The organism is Streptomyces catenulae (assembly GCF_000718015.1).
Classification (GTDB): Bacteria; Actinomycetota; Actinomycetes; order Streptomycetales; family Streptomycetaceae; genus Streptomyces; species Streptomyces catenulae.
Map to the genome: position 1 here is coordinate 1 of NZ_JODY01000055.1, position 22,729 is coordinate 22,729.

The 22,729-nt window shown below is 72.6% G+C and carries 21 protein-coding genes and 3 pseudogenes; 11 read left to right on the top strand and 13 right to left on the bottom strand.

The features are described from left to right. Nucleotides 1–158: 158 nt before the first annotated feature. Together IF23_RS35270 and IF23_RS35275 are read left to right on the top strand one after the other, a co-directional pair. Entirely contained in the window at nucleotides 159–422 is a 264-nt protein-coding gene (locus tag IF23_RS35270) for a hypothetical protein (protein ID WP_245655161.1), read from the top strand. After that, nucleotides 419–619, top strand: coding sequence for a GNAT family N-acetyltransferase (locus IF23_RS35275; RefSeq protein WP_245655162.1), 201 nt, complete (start codon nucleotides 419–421; stop codon nucleotides 617–619). The genes IF23_RS35270 and IF23_RS35275 overlap by 4 nt, the downstream gene beginning before the upstream one ends. Nucleotides 620–859: 240 nt before the next feature. Here the strand turns inward: IF23_RS35275 and IF23_RS0129860 are convergent, their stop codons facing one another. Continuing rightward, nucleotides 860–1,687 (bottom strand): thioesterase family protein, encoded by an 828-nt coding sequence (locus IF23_RS0129860; protein ID WP_030289254.1) that lies wholly within the window; start codon nucleotides 1,685–1,687, stop codon nucleotides 860–862. A gap of 685 nt (nucleotides 1,688–2,372) precedes the next feature. Here IF23_RS0129860 and IF23_RS0129865 point away from each other — a divergent pair. From IF23_RS0129865 to IF23_RS33265, 3 genes and pseudogenes are all read left to right on the top strand, one after another. Next, nucleotides 2,373–3,362 (top strand): GNAT family N-acetyltransferase, encoded by a 990-nt coding sequence (locus IF23_RS0129865; RefSeq protein ID WP_030289255.1) that lies wholly within the window; start codon nucleotides 2,373–2,375, stop codon nucleotides 3,360–3,362. Nucleotides 3,363–3,550: 188 nt separating this feature from the next. Next, nucleotides 3,551–4,060 carry a GNAT family N-acetyltransferase gene (locus tag IF23_RS0129870; RefSeq protein ID WP_030289258.1) on the top strand — a complete coding sequence of 170 codons (510 nt, stop codon included), beginning with the start codon at nucleotides 3,551–3,553 and terminating at the stop codon, nucleotides 4,058–4,060. A 230-nt stretch (nucleotides 4,061–4,290) separates the two neighbouring features. Then, a pseudogene (locus IF23_RS33265) lies at nucleotides 4,291–4,446 on the top strand (carboxylesterase); the annotation flags it as partial. Nucleotides 4,447–4,637: 191 nt separating this feature from the next. Here the strand turns inward: IF23_RS33265 and IF23_RS31735 are convergent. The 3 genes from IF23_RS31735 to IF23_RS0129890 form a co-directional block, all read right to left on the bottom strand. After that, nucleotides 4,638–5,114, bottom strand: coding sequence for a M15 family metallopeptidase (locus IF23_RS31735; protein WP_051739992.1), 477 nt, complete (start codon nucleotides 5,112–5,114; stop codon nucleotides 4,638–4,640). 67 nt (nucleotides 5,115–5,181) lie between these two features. Next, on the bottom strand, nucleotides 5,182–5,664 hold the full coding sequence (locus IF23_RS0129885) for a GreA/GreB family elongation factor (RefSeq protein WP_030289260.1): 483 nt from the start codon (nucleotides 5,662–5,664) through the stop codon (nucleotides 5,182–5,184). Between the two features lie 197 nt (nucleotides 5,665–5,861). Beyond that, complete coding sequence (locus IF23_RS0129890) at nucleotides 5,862–6,146, bottom strand: hypothetical protein (protein WP_030289262.1); 285 nt, start codon at nucleotides 6,144–6,146, stop codon at nucleotides 5,862–5,864. 215 nt (nucleotides 6,147–6,361) lie between these two features. On the opposite strand from IF23_RS0129890, the gene IF23_RS0129895 reads away from it, so the two are divergent. Then, nucleotides 6,362–8,485, top strand: a complete 2,124-nt coding sequence (locus IF23_RS0129895; RefSeq protein WP_030289264.1) for a tetratricopeptide repeat protein — start codon at nucleotides 6,362–6,364, stop codon at nucleotides 8,483–8,485. Between the two features lie 118 nt (nucleotides 8,486–8,603). On the opposite strand, the pseudogene IF23_RS35705 reads toward IF23_RS0129895, so the two are convergent. From IF23_RS35705 to IF23_RS0129905, 3 genes and pseudogenes are all read right to left on the bottom strand, one after another. Beyond that, nucleotides 8,604–8,924 (bottom strand): annotated as a pseudogene (locus tag IF23_RS35705) (DUF3995 domain-containing protein); the annotation flags it as partial. Between the two features lie 171 nt (nucleotides 8,925–9,095). After that, entirely contained in the window at nucleotides 9,096–9,536 is a 441-nt protein-coding gene (locus tag IF23_RS0129900; RefSeq protein ID WP_157848109.1) for a hypothetical protein, read from the bottom strand. A 97-nt stretch (nucleotides 9,537–9,633) separates the two neighbouring features. Further along, the gene (locus IF23_RS0129905; RefSeq protein ID WP_037680276.1) at nucleotides 9,634–10,095 is read right to left on the bottom strand and encodes an ATP-binding protein; all 462 of its coding nucleotides are present in this window, start codon (nucleotides 10,093–10,095) and stop codon (nucleotides 9,634–9,636) included. A 120-nt stretch (nucleotides 10,096–10,215) separates the two neighbouring features. Between IF23_RS0129905 and IF23_RS31740 the strand changes: the two are divergent. Together IF23_RS31740 and IF23_RS0129915 are read left to right on the top strand one after the other, a co-directional pair. After that, nucleotides 10,216–11,078: pseudogene (locus tag IF23_RS31740) on the top strand (helix-turn-helix domain-containing protein). Further along, a complete protein-coding gene (locus tag IF23_RS0129915) occupies nucleotides 11,075–11,263 on the top strand; it encodes a DUF397 domain-containing protein (RefSeq protein WP_030289271.1) in 189 nt (62 codons plus the stop codon). Before IF23_RS31740 ends, IF23_RS0129915 begins: the two are co-directional and overlap by 4 nt. Before the next feature lie 4 nt (nucleotides 11,264–11,267). Here the strand turns inward: IF23_RS0129915 and IF23_RS0129920 are convergent, their stop codons facing one another. The 5 genes from IF23_RS0129920 to IF23_RS0129940 are packed head-to-tail and all read right to left on the bottom strand — an operon-like array spanning nucleotide 11,268 to nucleotide 17,019. Then, complete coding sequence (locus IF23_RS0129920) at nucleotides 11,268–12,305, bottom strand: LacI family DNA-binding transcriptional regulator (protein WP_078654360.1); 1,038 nt, start codon at nucleotides 12,303–12,305, stop codon at nucleotides 11,268–11,270. Beyond that, nucleotides 12,302–13,915 (bottom strand): glycoside hydrolase family 13 protein, encoded by a 1,614-nt coding sequence (locus IF23_RS0129925; RefSeq protein WP_030289276.1) that lies wholly within the window; start codon nucleotides 13,913–13,915, stop codon nucleotides 12,302–12,304. Before IF23_RS0129925 ends, IF23_RS0129920 begins: the two co-directional genes overlap by 4 nt. 1 nt (nucleotide 13,916) lies before the next feature. After that, nucleotides 13,917–14,804, bottom strand: coding sequence for a sugar ABC transporter permease (locus tag IF23_RS0129930; RefSeq protein ID WP_030289278.1), 888 nt, complete (start codon nucleotides 14,802–14,804; stop codon nucleotides 13,917–13,919). 8 nt (nucleotides 14,805–14,812) lie between these two features. Continuing rightward, nucleotides 14,813–15,748, bottom strand: a complete 936-nt coding sequence (locus IF23_RS0129935; RefSeq protein ID WP_030289280.1) for a carbohydrate ABC transporter permease — start codon at nucleotides 15,746–15,748, stop codon at nucleotides 14,813–14,815. Beyond that, entirely contained in the window at nucleotides 15,745–17,019 is a 1,275-nt protein-coding gene (locus IF23_RS0129940) for an extracellular solute-binding protein (RefSeq protein ID WP_030289282.1), read from the bottom strand. Before IF23_RS0129940 ends, IF23_RS0129935 begins: the two co-directional genes overlap by 4 nt. A gap of 261 nt (nucleotides 17,020–17,280) precedes the next feature. Here IF23_RS0129940 and IF23_RS0129945 point away from each other — a divergent pair, with 261 nt between their 5' ends. From IF23_RS0129945 to IF23_RS0129955, 3 genes are read left to right on the top strand one after another with little or no spacing between them, the layout of a single operon-like run. After that, on the top strand, nucleotides 17,281–18,891 hold the full coding sequence (locus IF23_RS0129945; RefSeq protein ID WP_030289284.1) for a glycoside hydrolase family 13 protein: 1,611 nt from the start codon (nucleotides 17,281–17,283) through the stop codon (nucleotides 18,889–18,891). A gap of 24 nt (nucleotides 18,892–18,915) precedes the next feature. Then, on the top strand, nucleotides 18,916–20,121 hold the full coding sequence (locus tag IF23_RS0129950; protein WP_245655164.1) for a LacI family DNA-binding transcriptional regulator: 1,206 nt from the start codon (nucleotides 18,916–18,918) through the stop codon (nucleotides 20,119–20,121). 36 nt (nucleotides 20,122–20,157) lie between these two features. Then, nucleotides 20,158–21,015, top strand: coding sequence for a phosphatase PAP2 family protein (locus IF23_RS0129955; RefSeq protein ID WP_030289288.1), 858 nt, complete (start codon nucleotides 20,158–20,160; stop codon nucleotides 21,013–21,015). 46 nt (nucleotides 21,016–21,061) lie between these two features. Here the strand turns inward: IF23_RS0129955 and IF23_RS0129960 are convergent, their stop codons facing one another. Then, nucleotides 21,062–22,669 (bottom strand): amidohydrolase, encoded by a 1,608-nt coding sequence (locus tag IF23_RS0129960; protein WP_030289290.1) that lies wholly within the window; start codon nucleotides 22,667–22,669, stop codon nucleotides 21,062–21,064. Nucleotides 22,670–22,729: the final 60 nt, after the last annotated feature.

Consider the following 22,729-nt stretch of genomic DNA (forward strand, 5'->3'; position numbering starts at 1 on the left):
CGGATGGTGATGTCCCGCAGGGCGAGGAGCGGTTCCTCGCCGAGTGCGGGGAGTGGCTCCGTACCCGGCTCGCCGGGCCGTGGCGCGCCTGGCTCGCGGGGGGGGAGGGCCCCCGGGGAGGATTTCGCTCCCGCCGCCCGTCCTGCGAGAGTGCGGCCATGAGTGACGTGGTGATCCGTCGGGCGGAGCCCGGCGACGCGCCTGTGCTGGCGGCCTTGCGTCGGCGGTTCAAGGTGGAGGAGGACGGCGACGGCGCCCCGCCGGATGGCGACGTCCCGCAGGGTGGCGATGTCCCATGGGGTGGCGATGTCCCACCGGATGGTGATGTCCCGCAGGGCGAGGAGCGGTTCCTCGCCGAGTGCGGGGAGTGGCTCCGTACCCGGCTCGCCGGGCCGTGGCGCGCCTGGCTCGCGGTTACGTGACGAACTTCTACGTCACCCCGGAGCAGCGCAACCGTGGCCTGGGCCGGGCCCTCCTCGACGAGGTGAACCGCTACGCCCGGTCCCACCGCCTGGACACGTTGATCGTGTGGCCGTCCGAGGGGAGCGCACCGCTGTACCGGCGCTGCGGCTTCGACGGACCGGCCGAACTCCTCGAACAGCCCGTGGAGCCGAGCTGAGCGGACGGGCGTAACGGCCGAGGGGCGAGGTACGGGCACCCGCATCCGGTCCGCGGCGGACCGCCCGGACCCCCTCGCCACCGCCGTACGCCGACCGAATCTCGCGGCGCCTCCTCCACGTCACCGCCTCCGGCACCTCTCCCCCGCCACCCGCCTCTCCGACTCTCCGACCACCGGTCCGGAGGGACCCGTAAGGCCGGGCGGGCAGCCGCCCCTGACCGGCCCGACGCGCCTCCGGGGTCAGCCGACGGGCATGGGCCGGACGGTGAGGATCTGTTCCGCGTGCCCCACGGGACCGTGGAGGTCGTGCAGGACGCTGCTGGTGACGCCCTGGCCGGTGGGGCCGAAGGTGACGCTGGTGTCCAGGCCGGTCCAGGGGCCCCGGGGTGTGCGGTGCAGGTGGATGGTGAGGTCCACGTTGGGGAACATCCACGCGGTGGGGTCCTGCTGGACGGCGATGCCGTTGGCGGTGTCCACGAGCGTGAGGTAGGAGGCGAGTTCGCTGCGCGGTTCACCGGCGACCAGATCGACGGTGGACGAGATCCACGCCTGGTTACGGCCCTTGCGCTGCGACGGGACCCGGCGGGCGTCGAGGGAGGCGATGTAGCCGCCGCCCCAGGTGTCGCCCATGGTCCACGGGGCGAGGGTGTCGGGGTGCGGCAGGGGCTCGAAGGGGGTGTCGGTGACGGCGGTGGTGTCGAGCGAGGCGAGGAGCCAAGCGCGGGCGCGGACGACGGGGCGGTCGCCGATCCGCAGGACGGCTTCGAGGAGTTCGATGGTCCGGCCGGGCCGGATCGTCTCCACGGTGACCTCGCACTCCTCGAAGGCGATGCGCCCGAGGATGTCGTAGCTGATCCGGGCCATGGCCAGCCCGGTTCCGGGGCGCTCGGTGAGGTGGCGGTCGAGGACGTGCGCGAGGAGTCCGGAGACCGGCCCGAAGTGCTGCTCGTCGAGGCTCCAGGCGCCCTGTGCGTGCGGGGTCGGCTTGTAGTGGTGCTCGTCCGTGCGCTCGTAGTAGCTCTCGCGGCTGCTCCGACGGGGGCTCTCATGTCCGGTGGGGGCGTTGATCACGGGCGATTCTCCTCACGCGGGACAGACATCGGTCGGGCGGGGAGCCGACCGGGCAGGCAACCCGGCCGCGCCGTGCGGCCCGTGCAAAGGAGGGTAAAGGGCCCGGTGACGCGTGGGCAGGGGCCGTGATCGATTCCACAGGTCGGCGCGGGTGCCCGCTCCGCGGCCGCCCCGGCCGCACCCCGGTCTGCCCCGCCGCTTCGGCCGCCCCGGCCCGCCGCCGGTGCCGCGCCTCCCCGCCCGGACGGGCCCTCCGTGAGCGATGGCCCGGGGGCGTCCCGCGGCTCGTCCCGTTCCGCCGTACGCGTCCGTCCCCGGAAAACCGTTTGCGGTCGGCGTTCCGGGTCGGAAAGGTGGGTCCTCGGCCCGCCCGCAGGCGTGGCCGACGGCCACGACATCGGAAGGAGGAGGCAGGCATGACCACCGCTGTGACCGCGCCCGCGTCCTCCCGGGACACGGAATCCCGCTGATCCCGGAGGGGGCGGGCGCCCCGTAGGAGTGCGCCGTGACCCCACAGGAGAACCACCGCCGCGCGAACGACCGTCCGCGCCCGGCCCCCGACCCGAGCAACCACCGGAGCTTCCCCCTGAACAACCCGGACCACGCCCCCGACTCCACCGCCCCGGCGGAGAGTTCCCCCGAGGCCGTTCCAGGTGGCGCGGCCGAGGCGGACGGCCTCGTGCTGCGCGCCCTTCGCGGGCCCGAGGAGTTGAGTCTCTTCCGCCGCCTCCCGTATGCCCTGGACGACGAGTTGGCCGTCGACCTCGCGGAGGGGCGCCGGAAGCCGTCGTGGATGTGGGTGGCGCTCCACGGTGACCGGGTGCTGGCGCGGGTGGCCTGGTGGTCGTGGCCGGGTGATGACGTCCCGGCGCTGCTGGACGTCTTCGATCTCGATGACGACGCGGGTGCCGCGTCCGGCGGCTCCGGGGCGACCGTCGCGGGCCCCGATCCGTTCGACGCGGGGGTGCGGCTGCTGCGCGCCGCGTCGTCCGCCGTGCTGCCGGAGGGTGTGCACCCCGAGTATCTGCGGTTTCTCCCGCCCGGCTGGCGGGTGGATCCGGCGGAGCGGCGCGCCGTGGAGAACCGTATGGCGGCGCTGGGGCGGAGCGGCGCGCGGCTGTTCGTCGAGCGGCTGCGGTGGGAGTGGACCCCGCAGCACGGCTCGGCCGCACCGCACGCCCCGGAGCGCGGCCCCGGTCCCGTAGGCGCGTCCGCTCCGCCGGTCTTCCGGCCGCCCCGCGACCGTGCGGAGTTGCTGGGGCTGATGGCGGCGGTGCTGGACGGCACGTTGGATGCGCACAGCCGGGCCGCGTTGGGGCGGATGTCCGCGCGGGAGGCGGCGGTCCGGCAGTACGAGGAGGAGTTGGTGCGCTACCGCAGCCCGCGGGAGTGGTGGCGGGTCGCGGTGCTGCCCGGGGGTGAGCCGGTCGGGTTCGTGATTCCGGCGCGGAACGACTACCACGCGATCATCGCCTACCTCGGAGTGGTGCCCGCGCACCGCGGCCGCGGCTACGCCGACGCCCTGCTCGCCGAGGGCACCCGCGTCCTGGCCGCGCAGGGCGTGCCCCGCATCCGCGCCGCCACCGATCTCGGCAACGCCCCCATGTCGAACGCGTTCCGGCGCGCCGGTTACCGGAATTTCGGGGACCGTATCGATATGACCTGGGACTGACCCTCCCGGAACAGCGGGAACGGAGAGAACCGCAGAACCAACGGAAAGGCCGCCCGTCCGGACAACCGAAGGACCGGAACAACGGGAACGACAAGAACAGCCGAACCGACCGACCGGATCGACCGGACCTACCGGGCCGACCGGGCAGCCGTCCCCCCACCACCCACCACCACTCCCCCTGGAACGCCATGACCACCTGGATCACCCGACCCGAGACTCCCGCCGACGTCGACGTCGTCCGGGACATCAACCTCGCTGCCTTCTCCACCCCTGAGGAGGCGCGGATCGTGGAGGCGTTGCGTGCCGATCCGGGGGCGTGGATCGACGGGCTGTCGTTCCTCTCGCTCGCGGCGGACGGGACGCCGGTGGGGTACGCGCTGTTGAGCCGCTGCCGGGTAGGTGGGCGGGCGGCGCTCGCGCTCGCGCCCTGTGCGGTGGTGCCGTCGGCGCAGCGGACGGGGGCCGGGTCGGCGGCGATCCGGGCGGCGCTGGAGGCGGCCCGGGCGCGGGGCGAGAACGTGGTGGTGGTGCTCGGGCACGCCACGTACTACCCGCGGTTCGGGTTCGCGCCCGCCTCCCGGTTCGGCATCCGTGCGCCGTTCGACGTACCGGACGAGGCGTTGATGGCGCTGGCGCTGGACCCGGAGGCGCCGGTGCCGTCGGGGACGATCGACTATCCGGCGGCGTTCGGCGTCTGACGCCCGGGGGCCATTGCGCTCAACTCCCGCCATATCGGCGTGAGTTGGCGCCATTTTCGGTGGCCGTGCACGCTGTACTCGCGGCCTTCCGGGCCGGTCCCGCCGTGCGGACATTCGTTCGTGCCGGGGCGGGTGGCGCCGTACGGTGTCGCGGTCGGCGGCGGGTGGAGCGCCGCGCGTCGGGAGCGGAGGGGCGGGGGCCGGTGGAGCGGTGTCAGGGCGGGGTGGACAAGGGCTTCGGCGGCGACGGCGCGGGCGGTCAGTTCGCCTTCGGGGACGATGCGTTCGGCGTCGGCTTCGCGTACGTCGCCAACCGCATGATCGGCCACGGCGACGCCCGCGCGAACCGGCTGGTGACGGCGGTGCGGGAGTGTCTGAGGGTGTGAGGGAGCGGGGTGCGCCTGGAGCGGTCCGGGGCGCCCCAGACCGCGGCGATCGGCCATCGGCGGCCCGCGGTTCCGGGGCGGCGGGGCCGAGCCGGTCCGCCAACGCCGCCCGTTGACGCAGCCCGTCAGCTCGTCGCCCCGGTCGGTCAGACCGGGCCGTACACCGCGTGGTCGGCCGCGCTGAGCAGTGCTCAGTAGCGGTCGCCGTACGACCAGTGCCACCACTCCGTGGGGTAGTTGACGAAACCGGCGCCGCGCAGGGCGCAGGCCAGGAGGCGGCGGTGAGCGCGGGCCGCACCGGCGCAGTGCGGCGCCACCTCGACCGGCGCGACGGAGGCGCTGGTCCGGCGCCGCAGCTCGGCGGGGTCGGCGAGGCCGGAGCGGCGCAGCCGGTCCTCGTGGCGGGCGGACCGCCGCGCCTGCTCGGCGGCGCTGCGGTGGCCCTCCACGACGAGGAACCCGATGCCGTCGGGCAGGCTCCGCGACGCCTGGCGCAGCCGCCGCAGCACACCGGTACGGGCCCGGCCGTACGCCCCCGCCGGGTCGCGTTCCCGGTGGCTCAGCGCCACCGCCGGGTCCGCGGCGAGCTCCGCGAGGGGTTCGCCGCAGTCACGCACCGGGATGCCGCTCACCCGGGGGGCGCTCAGCAGGATCACGGGCCCGAGCATGGGCATCTCCGCCCCCCGGCGGCATCCCGTCGCGCGACCGGCACCGGCTGCCCCGCTCGCGGGGCCGCTACCGTCCGTTCTCCGGGCCGGGTTCGCCGACCGACAGCAGGTGGACGGTCTCCCGGCCGTCGGGGGTGGCGTACTCGACGCGGTCGCCCGCCTCGTGGCCGAGGAGGGCGTGGCCGAGGGGGCTGTCGGCGGTGACGAGGGTCGGGTCGCGGTCCGACGCCAGGCGGGCGAGGTGGAGCGTGGCCCGGTCGCCGTCCGGGTAACGCACGGTGACGGTGCTGCCCATGCCGACCGCGTCGACGGACGGCACACCCGCGCGCTCGCCCTCGTGGAGGCGGCGGTCGATCGCGTCGAGGTGGACCTCGATGTGGGTGGCCTCGTCGACGCGTTCCGACTGGTCGGCGGCGTCGCCGCGGTCGCCCGCCTGGCCGGAGTCCTGCGGCGCCGGGGCATCGGCCGCGCGGGCGGCGCGCAGCGCGTCGCGGTCCCGTTCGAGCGCACGGCGCTCGGCGGCGCTGATCGGTTCGGGTTCCTGACTCATTCCAGCTCCGTACCTCTGACCTGCACGGACGTCTGATCTGTACGGGCGCCTGACCTGTACGGGTGCCTGACCTGCACGGACGTCTGGTCTCCGGTCCGGCCGGGCGTGCGTCCGGCGCGCCCGTGGCTCCGGCCCACCCGTACTGCGGACGCCCCGCGCCCACTCCTGGTATTCGGACTCAGTCCTCGTAGTTCGACTCACTCTTCGTAGTCGGAGGGTGGGTAGGGGTTCCGCTGCTTCCGTGGAGCGACGCTGCGGGGCATGGTGCCGCTGTCGGCCTCGCGTTCCACCTCAGCCCGTTCCTCCGCGTACCGGGTCGCGTCGTCCTTGCCCGCGCCGTCGGGCAGTCCCGCCTCCCGGCGGTCCTCCTCGGTGCGCCGCTGGGCCTCCCGCCCGTCGGGGCGCCGCGGCATCCCGCGCCCGTGGCCGTTGTCCGGGTCGCCCTCGACCGCCTTGTTCGGCTTGTGATGGTGGTGTCCCATGCGCCCGCCTCCTCGGCTGCGGCGGCCGACCCGCGTCCCGCGCCCGGCCCCTCGGGAAATGCGCTCCTCCCAGGATCGCCGGGGCGGCGGGCGGGTGCATGTCGGGGCGGGGTGGCCTCCGGAGGAAGCACAGAGTTCCGGCACTCCGGTCACCGCCCTGTTCTAACCTGAACACTTCGCCGCAAAGAGATCTTTGGGGAGCTGAGGGGGCACCGATGGACGACAAGAACGATGCGCGAGCCGAGGGGCAGGGGCGGGTCTATCAGGCATCCGGCGACCAGCACATCGTCGAGAACCACCACTACGCCGCCGAGCGGTCCGATACCTGGCAGGGTCTGGATTCGATCCGCTGGCCGTCTATGGGTCGTGCTCCTGCTGTGCTGCGTGGCCGCACCGAACTCATGGAGCGGCTGCGTTCCGCCGTCGCTCCGGGTAACGGCAACCAGGTACTCGTGCTGCACGGCCTCGGTGGCTGCGGGAAGACCGCCGTCGCCCACAGCCTGTTCCGGCACGCGACTGAGGAGGCCAGCCGGATCGGCCTGTGGGTGAACGCCTCCGACACGGCCTCCTTACGGGCAGGGATGCTCGCAGTCGCGGCCGACCGCGGCGCCAACGAGGGTGAGCTGACCGCGGCGCGCAGTGGCCTTCGTGCCGCGGCGGACCTGGTGTGGGATCGCCTCGACCACTCGCCGGAGCCGTGGATGCTCGTCCTCGACAACGCTGACGCCCCCTCCGTCCTGCGGAACGGCGGCTGGCTCCGTACGAGCCCCCGCGGCGTGCTGCTCGTCACCACCCGGCAGGCAGCCCGCCACTGGTGGCCCGGTGCAGAGTTGCTGCAGGTCGGCGTGCTCCCGCGGGAGGCGGCCGCTCAGGTGCTGTGTGATCTCGCACCGACTGCGGGCACCGTCGAGGAGGCGGAGGCCGTGGCCGAGCATCTGGGGCGTCTTCCGTTGGCCCTGACTCTGGCAGGTGGCTTCCTCGCGCACCAGATCATCGATCCGTGGAGCATGGCCGACTACGGGCGCAATCTCGGGGGCGGCCAGGGGCTCGATCCGATCGAGTTGCTCGATCAGGGAGCGCTATCCGGCGAGGAGGAGGGATCCCGTCACCTGGTAAGCAGCACTTGGCAGTTCTCTCTCAACGCCCTGCTGCGGCAGGGACTGCCGGAGGCCGTGACACTACTGCGGGTCCTGGCGTGCTGGTCCGGGGACCCCTTGCCGCTGTCTCTGCTGTCAGGGTTGGAGGTAGAGGAGGAACTGCCGCGCCATCGAGTCGAGTTGGCTCTGCGCGGCCTGCTCGACCACTCCTTGACCGAAGTCGTTTCCGGCTCCGAGCGGCGCCTCGGGACTCATCGTGTGCTGCTGAACAGTGTTTGGCGGGACATTCCAGCGTCGGACCGGCCACGGTTGCTCACCGCGGCGACAGAGCAATTGCTGAAATTCCTCCCCGACGACCCTCAGCGCCGTTCGGGGGACCCACGTGTCAGCCTCGTGGCGCCGCATGTGGTGGCTCTGGTGCGTCGCGCAGTGGCCGAATCCGCGCTCGACCGGGACGCGGTGGAGCGGGCGACGGAGGCAGCGCTGCTGCTGGTGATCGCACTGCATCGCGCAGGTGAGTACGCCCCGGCATTGACCGTGGCCGAGGAAATCCTGGAACTCGTCGGGCCGCGCCTGGCCCCGGACCGGCGGGTGATGTTGCGGCTACGCGCACGCAGGGTGAAGGCCCTTTACCGGATGGGGAAGTTCGACGAGGCAAGGGCCGCATGCCGACCGCTCCTCGACGAGAGTGTGCGCGCCGACGGGCCCGAAGGGCTGGAAACCTTGAACTGCCGCCTGCTGCTGGCATTGGCGCTCTGGCAATTGGGAGAGCAGCAAGAGGCCAAGAAACAATTCGAACGGGTGATCCGGGGCTACACAGAGGTGATGGGCGCCAGCCATCCGCTGGCGCTGAAGGCAAGGGCCGACCTGGTGTCGATGACACAGAACGAGGCGGACGGCCGACAGCTTGTCGAGGACTGCCGCCGCGAGCTTGAGGAAGGCCACCCGATCTTGCTCGGCGCTGAGTTCACTCACGCCTCCACACTGAGGGAGGCAGGGCGGTTTCCCGAAGCCCTCGACCGCGCCCGTGAGGTGTACGCCGCACATGAATGGTCCATGGGAGCCCTCCATTCGGTCACCCTGTCGACCCGGTTCCTACTGAGCAAGGCTCTCGCCGACGCCGGTCACAAGGCAGAGGCCCTAGAACACGCCACCGGCGTCGCGGAAGGGCGCCTGACCACGCTGGGGCCGGAACACCCTTGGACTCGCTCAGCACAGAAGTTTGTCTCCGAGTTGACCTGACGCTGCCCGTCGCTCCGAACGGTGCGGTCCCTCGCCATCCGGGATCACCGCCCATCAGGCCCCCCTGTCTGGCTCCGAGCCCGAAGTTCCACGCGGCCAGGCCGTAGAGAATGCCGCCGAGGAGCAACCAGGGGCTCCGGAGGACCAGGGCCCACCAGCGTTGGTCCGAGCCGACCTGGATCGCAGGGCCTGCCACGCCGGTCAGCAGCAAGAGCTGGAGGACCGCGCCACGCACCAGCAGGACGGCGCAGACGCACCAGGCCAGGGCGTTGAGCAGGCGGCCCTCCGTTCCCGGTCCTCGGAGGACGGCGACTCGCCAGGCCATCGCGGCGCCAATCAAGCACAGGGCGCCGACGCCCCACAGGACCAGCACCACAAACCAGCCGGGCCGTTCCGCGGCGAGCGGCCCGGCCGAGGCGGCCAGTCCCCTGCTGTTGCCCCAGCGCCCAGTAGAGGCGCAGGGCGGCGGAGGCCAGCACCCAGCCGCATGTCAACCGTCCCCAGAGCCACGTCATCGTATCCTCCCCGTGCCGTAGCACCGGGCAGCATGTCAACGCCGACACCGACGGCGGTGCGCCTGTCCGCTTCCGGTCACGTACGGAAGCGGAGGTTAGGCCACCACCCGGCTCGCCAGGACCTCCCGGGCGAGGCGGCGGGTGTACGTCACGGAGTCGCCGGGGGCCTCCGGGTCCGTGAGGGAGAGGCGGCCCACCACCAGTTTGCTGTGGCCGTAGACGGGCTTGGCCGGTTCGCTGGTGCCGTCCACGGCCAGGGACCAGGTCGCCTCGCGGAGGTCGAGGCCGCCCGGTTTGGGGACGACCCGGCTGCTCCAGCCCAGGCAGAGCACCCGCTCCGTCGGCTGCGCCGCATGGCGCGCGGCGATGTCCGTCAGGTACGCGTCCGGGACTTCCGGCAGCGGCAGATACCCGACGACGGCCGTGTCGCCGAAGTGCCCGGTCGTCGCGTACGCCGCCACACCGAACATGTCCGCCCACATGTGCAGCAGCGGAAAGACCGACACCCGCCCGGTGTCGCCCATCGCCCTCGTCACGGAACTCCCTTACGCCGTACTGGACTTAGTGCCGTATTCGCGGCACCGGACCTGTCCAACGGCACGCCCTGCGGGCGGGTTATCGCATTGTTGGAGATCACCACGTCACCTCGGCACGGACGATCTTGCCGACGCCGAGGCGGTCGGTGACCTCCCAGTGGTCGGCGAGGGCGTCGACGAGGAGGCCGCGGCCCGATTCGGCGTCGGGTGCGGGTGGGCGGAGGTCGTCCGGGCCCGGGAGCCGGGCCTCGGTGCGGGTGTCGGCGACCTCGATGCGGAGCCGGTCGCACCCGTCGGGACCGGCTACGAGGGTGAGCCGGAGCTCGAAGCCGCGGCCCGGGACGCGGCCGTGGAGGACGGCGTTGGCGGCGAGTTCGGCGACGAGCAGGGCGACGGTGTCGGAGCGTTCGGACCCGTACGGGGTGCCCCAGGTGTCGAGTTGGGCGATGGCCAGCCGACGGGCAAGGCGGGCGCCCCGTCGGGTGGCACTGAAGCGCTGTGCGAACACACGCGCGGTAACGGGGGTGGGGGCCGCGAGGGTGGCCTGTGAGGTTTGCATATGCCCAAGCTGGCCGCCTGGTCGATGCGTTGACCAGCAACTGCGCTTGTACGCTCGGTCAGCGTACGAGCGCGGAGAGTGGACAGTGCGGGTAACCGACCGTGAGCATGGCCGAGTTGGCTGGAGGGGTGCGCACACAGCGGAGGTGCCGGAACGGCAGGGAACACGGGCGGCAGTGAGCCGGAGTCCACGGACAGCCTCAAGGCATTCGGCACCGCCGTCAAGACATTCCGGGAACGGTCCGGGTCACGCAGGAACAGTTGGCGCCGCTGGTGGGGTTCTCGGTCCAGATGGTGGCGTCGATCGAGCAGGGGCGGCGCCTGCCTCCGCCGGATTTCGTCAAGCGGGCGGAGGAAATGCTCGACGCGTTCGGTGTGCTGCGGGCGATGGCTCGGCATCTCGCCCGGAAGCCCGGCCTCGCGTCCTGGTTCCGTCAGTGGGCGGATCTGGAGGAGGAGGCCGTGAGTCTGTATACGTACGAGTGCCGGTTGATCCCGGGCTTGTTGCAGACGGAGGCGTACACACGGTCCTTGTTCGTCAATCAGCTTCCGCCCCTGGACGATGAGCAGATCGTCAACCAGCTGGCGGCTCGGATGGACCGGCAGCGCCTGCTGAGACAGCGCCCGAACACTGCGTACAGCTTCATCCTGGAAGAGCACCTCTTTCTGCGTCACGTCGGCGGAACTGACGTGACCCGGGAGCTCATCGATCACATTCTGGAGCTGACCTCGGCAAGGAACGTCGAAGTGCAGATCATGGCGCAAGTCCGTGAAAGGCATGCTGGGTTGGACGTCCCGATGCAGTTGGCGGAGACCCCGTCCAACAAGTGGTTCGGGTACTGCGAAGGGCAACGCAGCGGGCTCCTCATCTCCGATCCCAAGGAGATCAGCGTGCTTCATATGCGATATGCCAGGATGCGTTCACAGGCTCTCTCCCCCGAAGACTCGCTGGGCCTGTTGCAGCGGATGCAAGGAGCACTATGAACACCACCGAACTGGCGTGGTTCAAGAGCAGCTACAGCAGCGGCGGGGACGGCGACTGCATCGAGATCGCCCCCTCCCCCACCACCATCCACATCCGTGACTCCAAGGACAAGGACGGCCCCCATCTCGCTGTCACCGCAGCGAGCTGGAGCGCCTTCGTCTCGTACGCGGCCACCCGGCGCTAGGCCCTCACCCCCGTAACGCCCCCGTCGACCCCCGTACCACCAGTTCCGGCTGGAAGATGAATTCCGTGTGGCGGACGGGGTGGCCCTGGATCTCCTCTATGAGGGTGTCGACGGCGGCTGCCGCCATGGCCTGGACGGGTTGGCGGACCGTGGTCAGGGGTGGGTCGGTGAAGGCGATCAGTGGGGAGTCGTCGAAGCCGACGACGGAGATCGCGTCGGGGACGGCGAGACCGCGTTGGCGGGCGGCGCGGACGGCGCCGAGGGCCATCAGGTCGCTGCCGCAGACCAGGCCCGTACAGCCGTCGTCGAGGAGGGCGTCGGCCGCCGCGTGGCCGCCCTCGACGCTGAACAGGGTGTGGCAGATGCGGCGTTCGGCGTCCGCGGGCGGCAGGGCGAAGCGGTCCGTCAGGGCTGCCGTGAACCCCTCGGCCTTGCGGCGGGAGGGGACGTAGCGGGCGGGGCCGACCGCGAGGCCGATGCGGGTGTGGCCGAGGGCGGCGAGGTGGTCGACGGCCATCCGGGCGGCGGCGCCGTCGTCGGGTGAGACGGAGGGCGCGGGGATGTCCGGGCGGTGGCCGTTGATCAGGACGTACGGGACGCCGCGGTCGCGCAGGCGGAGGTAGCGGTCGGGGTCGGCGCCGGTGTCGGCGTGCAGACCGGAGAGGAAGACGATGCCGGTGACGCCGCGTTCCTCCAGCTGCTCGACGAGTTCGTCCTCGGTGGAGCCGCCCGGCATCTGGGTGCAGAGGACCGGCGTGTAGCCGTGACCGGCCAGTGACTGCTCGATGATCTGGGCGAACGCCGGGAAGATCGGGTTGGTCAGCTCGGGGAGGACCAGCCCGACCAGCCCGGCGCTGCGGCGCCGGAGCCGGACGGGGCGTTCGTAGCCGAGGACGTCGAGGGCGGCGAGGACGCGCTGCCGGGTGGCGGCGGCGACGCCCGCGCGGCCGTTGAGGACCCGGCTCGCGGTCGCCTCGCTGACCTGCGCCTGAGCGGCGAGGTCGGCGAGGCGGGGGGTGGCGCGGGAGGCGGGTGCGCTCACGCGTCCCACCAGACGGTGGTGTCGGGCGGGAGGATGAATTCGCCGTCTGCGGTGGGGAGTTGGCCGGAGGAGAGCAGGGGTTTGCCGGGGGTGGGGAGGCGGACGGCGGTGTCGGTGGTGTTGACGGTGCAGACGAGGCCGCCGGGGCGGCGGAAGGTGAGGATGCCGTCGGGGGCGTCCAGCCAGGTCACGTCGGTGCCCGCGCCGAGTCCGGGGTGGGTGCGGCGCAGGGCGAGGGCGGCGCGGTACAGCTCCAGGGTGGAGTCCGGGTCGCCGGTCTGGGCGGCGACGGAGAGGGCGCCCCACCCGGGCGGCATCGGGAGCCAGCTGCTGCCGGGGCCGAAGCCGTGGGAGCGGCCGTCCTCGGTCCAGGGGATCGGGACGCGGCAGCCGTCGCGCAGCCCGTCCTGGCCGGAGGTGCCGGTGCGGCGGGCGAACGCGGGGTCCTGGCGGGCCTCGTCGGGGAGGTCGGTGACCTCGGGGAGGCCGAGTTCCTCGCCCTGGTAGAGGTAGGCGGAGCCGGGCAGGGCGAGCATCAGCAGGGTCGCGGCGCGGGCGCGGGCGGCGGTGCCGCCGAGGCGGGTGGCGTGGCGGACCACGTCGTGGTTGGAGAGGACCCAGGTAGCGGGGGCGCCGACGGGGCGCATCGCGTCGAGGGAGGCGTCGATGGTCCCGCGGAGGGCGGGGGCGTCCCAGGCGGTGCCGAGGTAGTGGAAGTTGAACGCCTGGTGGAGTTCGTCGGGGCGGACGTAGCGGGCGGTGCGGGCGGGGCTGGGGGCCCATGCCTCGGCGACGGCGATGCGCTCGCCGTCGTACTCGTCGAGGAGGGCGCGCCAGTCGCGGTAGATCTCGTGGACGCCGTCCTGGTCGAAGAAGGGCAGTTCCTGGTTGCCGATCAGGGTGGCCTGACTGCCGCGGCCGATGTCCGGCAGTCCGGCGGCCTTGATCAGGCCGTGGGCGACGTCGATGCGGAAGCCGTCGACGCCGCGGTCGAGCCAGAAGCGCAGCACGGCGCGGAACTCGTCGCGGACGACGGTGTGTTCCCAGTTGAAGTCGGGCTGTTCGGGGGCGAAGAGGTGGAGGTACCACTGGCCGTCGGGCAGGCGGGTCCAGGCGGGGCCGCCGAAGACGGATTCCCAGTCGTTGGGCGGGAGTTCACCGTCCGCGCCGCGGCCGTCGCGGAAGTGGAAGCGGTGGCGGAGCGGGGAGGTGGGGCCCTCCTCGACGGCCTGACGGAACCAGGCGTGCCGGTCGGAGCAGTGGTTGGGGACGAGGTCGACGATGACGCGCAGGCCCAGGGTGTGGGCGTCGCGCAGGACCGCGTCGGCGTCGTCGAGGGTGCCGAACATCGGGTCGACGGCGCGGTAGTCGGTGACGTCGTACCCGGCGTCGGCCTGCGGGGAGGCGTAGAAGGGGGAGAGCCAGACGGCGTCGACGCCGAGGTCGCGCAGGTGCGGCAGGCGGCGGCGGATGCCTTCCAGGTCGCCCATGCCGTCGCCGTCGGCGTCGGCGAAGCTGCGGGGGTAGACCTGGTAGATCACCGCGTCACGCCACCAGTCGGGGCGGGCGGGGGCCTGGCTCGGGGCGGGGGCGGGCTGGTCCTGAGTCATGTCATCCCTTGGTGGTGCCGGCGGTCAGTCCGGCGACGAGGTGGCGCTGGGCGAAGGCGAAGACGGCGGTGGCGGGGACGGCGATGAGGACGGCGGCGGCGGTCATCGAGCCCCAGTCGTTGGTGTACTGGTTGACGAAGGTCTGCAGGCCCCCGGCGAGGGTGAGGTGTTCGTCGCCGGTCATGAAGGCGGAGGCGTAGGCGACCTCGGCCCAGGCGGTGACGAAGGTGTAGAAGCCGGTGACGGCGAGTCCGGGGCGGGCGAGCGGGAGGACCAGTCGCCAGAAGGTGCCGAACGGGGAGAGGCCGTCGACGCGGCCCGCCTCGTCGATCTCGACGGGGATGGTGTCGAAGTAGCCCTTCATCATCCAGGCGCAGAACGGTACGGCGATGGTCAGGTAGGTGATGATCAGGCCGCCGGGCTGGTTGAGGAGGCCGAGGCCCGCCATCAGGTTGTAGAGCGGCACGATCAGCACGGCCACCGGGAACATCTGGGTGATGAGCAGCAGCCACAGCAGCGGGCGCATCCCGGGGAAGCGGAAGCGGCTCAGCGCGTAGCCGGTGGTGGCGGCGAGGAGGACACCGACGACGGTGGTGACGGCGACGACGAGGACGGAGTTGCCGAACCAGGTCGGGAACGAGGTGTCGCCCAGGACGTGGCGGTAGTTGGCGAGGGTCGGGTGGGAGACGACGGCGGTGGTGAAGGCGTCGTTCTTCGGTTTGAACGAGGTGATCAGCAGCCAGAGGGGCGGGAAGACGGCGATCACGGCGGCGAGCAGCAGGGTGAGGTGGAGTCCGGCGGAGGCGAGGGGGCCGCGTTCACCGCGGCGGCGGGGGGCCTGGGCGGCGGGCGCGCTCGCGGTGGTGGCGCCGGGCGCGGTCCCGTTCACGGTCGAGGTCACCAGGTCTCTCCCTGCTTGCGGAGCGCGCGGCGGTGGAGGACGGCGGCGGCGCAGAGGATGAGGAGGATCAGGACGCCCCAGGCGGCGGAGCCGGAGAAGTCGCGGGGGCTGTCGACGAAGGAGAGGCGGTAGGCGTAGGTCACCAGGATCTCCGTGGCGTCGCCGGGTCCGCCCCGGGTGAGCAGGAAGATCACCGGGAACATGTTGAACGTCCAGATGGTGGAGAGCAGGATCACCGTGGAGCTGACGGTGCGCAGGCCCGGCAGGGTGATGTGCCGGAAGCGCTGCCAGGGTCCGGCGCCGTCCATCTCGGCCGCCTCGTACAGCTCGCCGGGGAGGGACTGGAGGCCGCCGAGGAGGGCGACGAGCATGAAGGGGACGCCGAGCCAGACGTTGACGGCGATGACCGCGAGCTTGGCCCAGGTGGGGTCGTTGAGCCAGGGGATCGCGCCGATGCCGCCGCCGGTCAGGACGGAGTTGAGGAGTCCGTTGCGGTCGTTGAAGAGCATCCGCCAGGTGAAGACGGAGACGAAGGCGGGCAGCGCCCACGGCAGGATCAGGGCGAGGCGGTAGGCGGTGCGGCCGCGCAGCGGGCGGTTGAGGAGCGTCGCCAGGCCGAGCCCGATGAGGTAGGTGATGCCGACGCAGGCGACCGTCCAGACCACGGTCCAGCCCAGGCGGCCCCAGAACACCGGGTCGGTGAGGATCGCGCGGTAGGTGTCGAGGCCGGTGAAGTGGTAGGTCGCCGGGAGGTGGTTCATGCCGATGTCGCGGGCGACGTTGGCCTCGTCGGCGTCGGTGAGGGAGAGGTAGACGCCGCGCACCAGCGGGAACCCGATGATGACGCCCAGGACGACGGTGACGGGCGCCACCATCGTCCAGGCGTACCAGTGGGGTGCCAGCGCGCGGCGGGCGCGGGCGGCGAGGGTCACTTGTAGTCCTTGAGCAGCTTCCGGTAGGCGTCGCCGGTGGCCTTGGCGGCCTGGCTGGGGGTGGCGGCGCCGGTCAGGACCTTGTTCATCTGGACCTTGATCGGCTCGAAGAGGGAGTTGCCCTCGGCGATCCAGGGGCGCTGGACGGCGCCGTCGACGGCGGGCTTGAAGAACTTCACCATCTCGTTCTTCCTGACCGACGGGAGCTGGTAGACGGACTTGCGGGTCGGCAGCAGGCTGAGCTGTTCGGTGGTCCTGCGCTGGACGTCGGCGCCGGACATGTACTTGACGAAGGCGTAGGCGGTGGAGAGGTTGCCGGATCCGGCGTAGACGGAGAGGTTCCAGCCGCCCTGCGGGGAGCCCTGGGCCGTGCTGCCGCCGGGGACGGGGGCGACGCCGAGGTTGTCCTTGTCGGCGAAGGCCTTGCCGGCGCGGGCGCCCTCGATGTCCCAGGGGCCGTCGATGGCCATGGCGACGTCGCCGTCCTTGAGGGCCTTGAGTTCGTTCTCCTGGCCGTCGGTGGCGTCGGTGACGGCCGCCTTGGAGTCGACGAGGCGTTTGAGGGTGGCGAAGGCGCGGGTTCCGGCGTCGTCGTCGATCTCGACGGTCTTGTCGCGGGCGTCGACCATGTCGCCGCCCTCGCCGTAGAGGTAGGGCAGGAACCAGTACGGGTCGTCGCCGCGCAGGTAGAGGGCGGTGGCGCCGGTCTTCGCCTTGATCTTCTTGGCGGCGGACGCCAGCTCGTCGAAGGTCTTGGGGACGGTGACCCCGGCCTTCTTGAGCAGCTGCTTGTTGTAGAAGAGGCCGAGGGTGTCGATGACCTGGGGTGCGGAGTAGGTCTTGCCGTCGAACTTGGTGGAGCCGAGGGCCTGCGGGAGGTAGTCGGCGGTGTTGTCGAGGGCGGGGGTGCCGTCGAGGGGGGCGAGGTAGCCGAGGTGGGCGAAGTCGGCGGTCCAGGCGACCTCGGTGCGCATCACGTCGGGGGCACCGGCGTTGCCGCCCGCGGCGTTCTTGAACTTGGCGTTGGCGTCGCCGAAGGGGACGTTGACGTACTTGACGTGGACGCCGGGGTGTTCCTTCTCGAAGCCTTCCGCAAGCTTGCGGTAGGTGCCCTTCTCGGCGTCGTTGGAGGTGTCCCAGAAGGTGACGGTGCCGGAAATCTTTCCGTCGTCGCCCTTGCCGTCACCGCCGCCGCCACCGCAGGCTGTCGCCGTCAGGGCCAGGCCCGCCGCCAGTGCGGTGGCGGTGACGCCACGTATGCCACGCCGCATGTGAACTCCTTTGGGAATTGCCTGAGATGGCGTGGTGGAACGTAACAGCGCCGCAAGAAAACCGAAAGACCTTGCGGGAAATTTCTGCAAGGTTGCTGGAAAGGTCTGCGGCGAGAAGGCGTACCGGCCGTCACCCGGCGCCCCTTGGCGCGTTGTTTCCGGTGCCAGGTGACCTCCTCCTGGTGGCGCACGGCACCCCGGCGGCACCGCGCCGCACCGGCGGCAAGCCGTCCGCCCTCCCCGCACGAACAGGGACGGCAGATGACCCAGCAGCTCACCTCCCCCAGCCCCGCCCGCCGCGCCGCCGGACCGGCCCCCGGGCCCGGCTGGTGGCGCGACGCCGTCATCTACCAGGTCTACGTACGGTCGTTCGCGGACAGCGACGGCGACGGCATCGGCGATCTGCGCGGGGTCCGCGAGCGGCTGCCGTACCTCAAGGAGCTGGGCGTGGACGCCGTCTGGCTCACGCCGTTCTACGCCTCCCCGCAGGCCGACGGCGGGTACGACGTCGCCGACTACCGCGCCGTCGACCCGCTCTTCGGCAGCCTGGCGGACGCCGACGCGCTGATCCGCGCGGCCCACGCCCACGGGCTGCGGGTGATCGTCGACATCGTGCCGAACCACACCTCCGACCGGCACCCGTGGTTCCGCGACCCCGAGCTGGCCCGGGAGCGCTACCTCTTCCGGCCCGGGCGCGGCGCGGACGGCGCGCTGCCGCCCAACGACTGGGAATCGGTGTTCGGCGGCCCCGCCTGGACCCGCACCGACCGCGGCGACTGGTACCTCCACCTCTTCGCCCCCGAACAGCCCGATCTGAACTGGGACAACCCCGAGGTGCACGCGGAGTTCGCGGCGATCCTGCGGTTCTGGCTCGACCTCGGCGTGGACGGCTTCCGCATCGATGTCGCGCACGGCATGGTCAAGGCGCCGGGCCTGCCGGACATCGGCCGCGGCAGCCAGGCCACCCTGATCGGCAACCAGTCGCTGCCCTTCTTCGACCAGGACGGCGTCCACGCCATCCACCGCTCCTGGCGCACCCTGCTGGAGAGCTACGGCGGCGCCCGCATCGGCGTCGCGGAGGCGTGGGCGCCCACCCCGGAGCGGCTGGCGCTCTACGTCCGCCCCGACGAGCTGCACCAGGCGTTCAACTTCCAGTTCCTGACGGCGGATTGGTCGGCGGCGGCGCTGCGCGAGGTCATCGACGCGTCGCTGGCCGCCACCGCCTCCGTCGGCGCCCCGACCACCTGGGTGCTCTCCAACCACGACGTGGTCCGGCACGCCACCCGCCTCGGCTCGCTGGCCCGCGCCCGGGCGGCGACGCTGCTGATGCTGGCGCTGCCCGGCTCCGTCTACCTCTACCAGGGCGAGGAGTTGGGCCTCCCGGAGGTCACCGATCTTCCGGACGAGGCCCGCCAGGACCCGGCGTTCCTCCGCCGCCGCGCCACCGACACCGGCCCCTCCGGGCAGGACGGGCTGCGCGACGGCTGCCGGGTGCCGCTGCCGTGGACCGTCGACGGCCCCTCGTACGGCTTCGGGGACGGCGGGAGCTGGCTGCCGCAACCGGCCGCGTGGGGCGGTCTGTCGGTCGCGGCGCAGACCGGTGACGTGGATTCCACGCTGGAGCTGTACCGGGCGGCGCTGGCGCTGCGGCGGTCGCTGCCGGGGCTGGGCGACGGCGGGATGACCTGGCGCGAGGCGCCCGACGGGGTACTGGCGTTCGCCCGTCCCGGGCTGGTGTGCACCGTCAACACCACCGGCGGGGACGTCGCGTTGGAGGCGCCCGGGAAGCTGCTGCTGGCGAGCGCGCCGCTGCCCGCCCGGGGTGCGTCGGCGGTGCTCCCGGGGGACAGCTGCGCCTGGTGGGCAATCTGAGGGGCGAAAGGTAAAGTCCCTGGCATGACCGCCCGGCTGGCCGATATCGCAGCGCAGGCGGGTGTCAGCGAGGCCACCGTCAGCCGGGTGCTCAACGGTAAACCGGGCGTCTCCGCGACCACCCGCCAATCGGTGCTGGCCGCCCTCGACGTCCTCGGCTACGAACGTCCGGTACGGCTGCGGCAGCGCAGCGCGGGCCTGGTCGGGCTGATCACCCCGGAGCTGGAGAACCCGATCTTCCCGGCGTTCGCCCAGGTGATCGGGCAGGCGCTGACGCGGCAGGGGTACACACCGGTGCTCGCCACGCAGACGCCGGGCGGCTCCACCGAGGACGAGCTGACGGAGATGCTGGTCGACCGCGGGGTCGCCGGGATCATCTTCGTCTCCGGGCTGCACGCCGACACCTCCGCCGATATGCAGCGCTACGCCCGGCTGCGCGGTCAGGGCGTGCCGTTCGTCCTGATCAACGGCTTCTCCCCGCAGGTGCGGGCGCCGTTCGTCTCCCCCGACGACCGGGCGGCGGTGCATCTGGCGGTCACCCATCTCGCGGCGCTCGGCCACCGCCGGATCGGGCTGGCGCTCGGTCCGCGGCGGTTCGTGCCGGTGCAGCGGAAGATCGAGGGGTTCGTCCGGGCGGTCCGGGAACAGCTGGGGCTGGACGCGGCGGCGGCCGAGCGGTGCATCGAGCACTCGCTGTACTCCCTGGAGGGCGGGCAGGCGGCGGCCGGTGCGCTGCTGGACCGCGGGGCGACGGCGGTGGTGTGCGCCAGCGACATGATGGCGCTGGGGGCGATCCGGGCGGCCCGGCAGCGGGGGCTCGACGTGCCGCGCGAGGTCTCCGTCGTCGGGTTCGACGACTCCCCGCTGATCGCGTTCACCGATCCGCCGCTGACCACCATCCGGCAGCCGGTCCCGGCGATGGGCCAGGCGGCGGTGCGGGCGCTGCTGGAGGAGATCGGCGGGACGCCCGCGCCGCACAGCGAGTTCGTCTTCCACCCGGAGCTGGTGGTGCGGGGCTCGACCGCGTCGGCGCCCCGGACGGCGGCGGACGCGGACGCGGCGGGGTGGCCCGGCGCCGCCGCGGAGCCCGCCGACACCGCGACCACGGAACCGACATCCCCCGCAAAGCGGACGAAGATCCCGGAACCGTCCACTCCGCCTCCGGTGGGCGGGGGCGGGACATCCACCCCGAGAGGTACACAGGTCGTCGCCAACCCCACCAGGGAATGACAGACGGGTAACCCCTTTCTGGCAAACTGTCTGCCTATGGGTGAAGCGCATGTGAGGACCGTCGACGACCGGCCGGCCAGCCCGCCGCCGCATGGCGCGACCGCGAAGCGCCCTCCCCGTCCGAGCCGGATGACCCGGCTGCGGGCCCCGCGCGCGCCCCGGCTGTGGTTCGAGATCCTGCTCATCGCGCTCAGCTACTGGACGTACTCGCTGATCCGTAACGCGGTGCCGGAGCAGGAGGCGAAGGCGCTGCGGAACGCCGACTGGATCTGGCGGGTCGAGCACACCCTCGGCATCGCCGTCGAGCACACCGTCAACCACGCGGTGAACGCCGTGACCTGGCTGATCGTGCCGATGAACTACTACTACGCGACGCTGCACTTCGTGGCGACGATCGGGGTGCTGGTCTGGCTCTACCGCTGGCACCCGGGCCGGTACGCCGCCGCCCGGCTGGCGCTCTTCGCCACCACCGGCGTCGCCCTCGTCGGCTACTACTTCTATCCGCTGGCGCCGCCGCGGCTGATGACCGACGGCGGGTTCGTCGACACCCTCGTCCAGCACAACACCTGGGGCTCGATGGCGTCCGGGAATCTCGCGTCGATGTCGAACCAGTACGCGGCGATGCCGTCGATGCACATCGGCTGGTCGCTGTGGTGCGGTCTGACGGTGGCGCTGCTGGCCCGCCGGGTGTGGGTGAAGACGGTGGCGCTGCTCTACCCCTTCTTCACCCTGCTGGTGATCGTCTCCACCGCCAACCACTTCTGGCTGGACGCCTGCGGCGGCGCCCTGTGCCTGCTCTTCGGCTTCGCGGTGGCCTTCCTCTGGTACGGGACGCTGCCGCACCACCTGGCGCGGCACGCGGTGGGACGGGAACGGGAACTGGCGCGGGTCTGAGGATCCGGGACGGGGCCGGGGCGGTGTGCCCCGGCCCCGTCCGCGGTCAGCCGCGGTGGGTGATGCGGCCGCCGGACATCGTCAGCCGGACGGGGGCCACGGCGACGTCGTCGGCGGGCGCGGTGACCGGGTCGACGGCGAGCGCGGTGAGGTCGGCGCGGTGGCCGGGGACGATACGGCCCGCCTCGTGCTCCTCGCCGACGGCGAGCGCCGCGTGGGTGGTGCAGCCCTCCAGCGCCATCAGGCCGGTCAGGGCCTGTTCGGGGGTGACGGGCGCGGTGCCGGGGGCGCCCGCGGGGCGGCGCAGCCGGGCGGTGGCGAGGGTGGCGCGCGGGTCGTGGTGGGCGATCGGCCAGTCGGAGCCGAGGACGAGGACGGCCCCGGCGTCGCGCAGATCGCGGCAGCGCCAGGCGCGTCCGGCGCGCTCCTCACCGACCCGGCGGGACCAGGCGTCGGTGTGGTCGGCGCGGGTGTAGGCGGTGTGCAGCGGCTGCATGGAGGCGGCGACGCCGAGCGCGGCGAAGCGCGGCAGCTGGTCGGCGGGGACGGTCTCGATGTGCTCGATGCGGTGGCGGTGGCGGCCCGCCGCGTCACCGAGGAGTTCGACGGTGTCGAGGGCGTGGCGTACCGCGGCGTCGCCGATGGCGTGGGTGACGGTGCGGACCCCGGCGCGGGCGAGGTGGTGGACGGCGCGGGTGTAGGCGGCCGGGTCCGGCCAGAGGGCGTCGGTGCCCTCGCCGTGGCAGTCCGGGTGCTCCAGCCAGGCGGTGCCGCCCTCGACGGTGCCGTCCATGAAGAACTTCACGCCGCCGACCCGCCATTGGCGGCCGTGCAGCCGCTGGAGGGCGACGAGGTGGTCGAGGCCGTCGGTGTCGATGCCGGGCATGCACCAGGGGGCGAGGCGGAGGCGGACCGGGAGGTGGCCGTCCGCCTCGATGGCGTCGAGGAGGGCGGGGACGCCGGGGCTCTGCATGTCCATCACATGGGCGCCGGTCAGTCCGGCGGCGGCCATCTCGTTCAGCGAGGCGAGCAGCCGGGCGCGGCGCTGTACCGGGTCGGGCAGCGGGACGACGTCCGCCAGCAGCTCCATCGCGGCGTGTTCGATCAGATGGCCGGTGGGGCCGTCCGCGTCGCAGACGACGCTGGCGCGCTGGGCGAAGGCGCGCGGTCCTGTGACCTGGGCGGCGGCCAGCGCCGCGCCGCTGGCCAGTGCGGAGTGGCCGTCGTAGAGGCGGAGGAAGGCGGGGGCGCCGCCGAGGGCGTCCTCGACGAGGGCGCGGTGGACGGGGTGGTCGCCGAAGACGTTGTGGTCGAGGCCCCAGCCGGTGACCCAGCCGCCGGGCGGCAGGGCGCGGGCGGCGGTGGCGAGGACGGCGCGGAGCTGGCCGAGGTCGCGGACGGCGGTGAGGTCGGTGCCGTCGGACATGTCGACGCCCCAGACGGGGTGGCTGTGGCCGTCGACGAGGCCCGGGGTGAGGGTGGCGCCGCCCAGGTCGACGACCTCGGTGGCCGCGCCCCGCCAGTCCCGTACGTCGGCGTCGTCGCCGACCGCCGCGATCCGGCCGTCCTTGACGGCGACGGCGCCCGCCCAGGGGCGCCGTGGGTCGAGGGTGCGGACCCGGGCGCCGGTCAGCACGGTGTCGGCGGCGGTCAGCGGGGCGGGGAAAGCGGTGGGCACGGGGCCTCCTCGGTCGGGGTGGGGCGGGGTCAGGAG

What these genes read in the sequence shown, in the direction of transcription:
- IF23_RS35270 (WP_245655161.1), top strand. Translation starts at nt 159, where the DNA reads ATGAGTGACGTGGTGATCCGTCGGGCGGAGCCCGGCGACGCGCCTGTG.
- IF23_RS0129870 (WP_030289258.1), top strand. Translation starts at nt 3,551, where the DNA reads ATGACCACCTGGATCACCCGACCCGAGACTCCCGCCGACGTCGACGTC.
- IF23_RS31735 (WP_051739992.1), bottom strand. Translation starts at nt 5,114, where the DNA reads ATGCTCGGGCCCGTGATCCTGCTGAGCGCCCCCCGGGTGAGCGGCATC.
- IF23_RS0129885 (WP_030289260.1), bottom strand. Translation starts at nt 5,664, where the DNA reads ATGAGTCAGGAACCCGAACCGATCAGCGCCGCCGAGCGCCGTGCGCTC.
- IF23_RS0129890 (WP_030289262.1), bottom strand. Translation starts at nt 6,146, where the DNA reads ATGGGACACCACCATCACAAGCCGAACAAGGCGGTCGAGGGCGACCCG.
- IF23_RS0129895 (WP_030289264.1), top strand. Translation starts at nt 6,362, where the DNA reads ATGGACGACAAGAACGATGCGCGAGCCGAGGGGCAGGGGCGGGTCTAT.
- IF23_RS0129905 (WP_037680276.1), bottom strand. Translation starts at nt 10,095, where the DNA reads ATGCAAACCTCACAGGCCACCCTCGCGGCCCCCACCCCCGTTACCGCG.
- IF23_RS0129915 (WP_030289271.1), top strand. Translation starts at nt 11,075, where the DNA reads ATGAACACCACCGAACTGGCGTGGTTCAAGAGCAGCTACAGCAGCGGC.
- IF23_RS0129925 (WP_030289276.1), bottom strand. Translation starts at nt 13,915, where the DNA reads ATGACTCAGGACCAGCCCGCCCCCGCCCCGAGCCAGGCCCCCGCCCGC.
- IF23_RS0129940 (WP_030289282.1), bottom strand. Translation starts at nt 17,019, where the DNA reads ATGCGGCGTGGCATACGTGGCGTCACCGCCACCGCACTGGCGGCGGGC.
- IF23_RS0129945 (WP_030289284.1), top strand. Translation starts at nt 17,281, where the DNA reads ATGACCCAGCAGCTCACCTCCCCCAGCCCCGCCCGCCGCGCCGCCGGA.
- IF23_RS0129950 (WP_245655164.1), top strand. Translation starts at nt 18,916, where the DNA reads ATGACCGCCCGGCTGGCCGATATCGCAGCGCAGGCGGGTGTCAGCGAG.
- IF23_RS0129955 (WP_030289288.1), top strand. Translation starts at nt 20,158, where the DNA reads ATGGGTGAAGCGCATGTGAGGACCGTCGACGACCGGCCGGCCAGCCCG.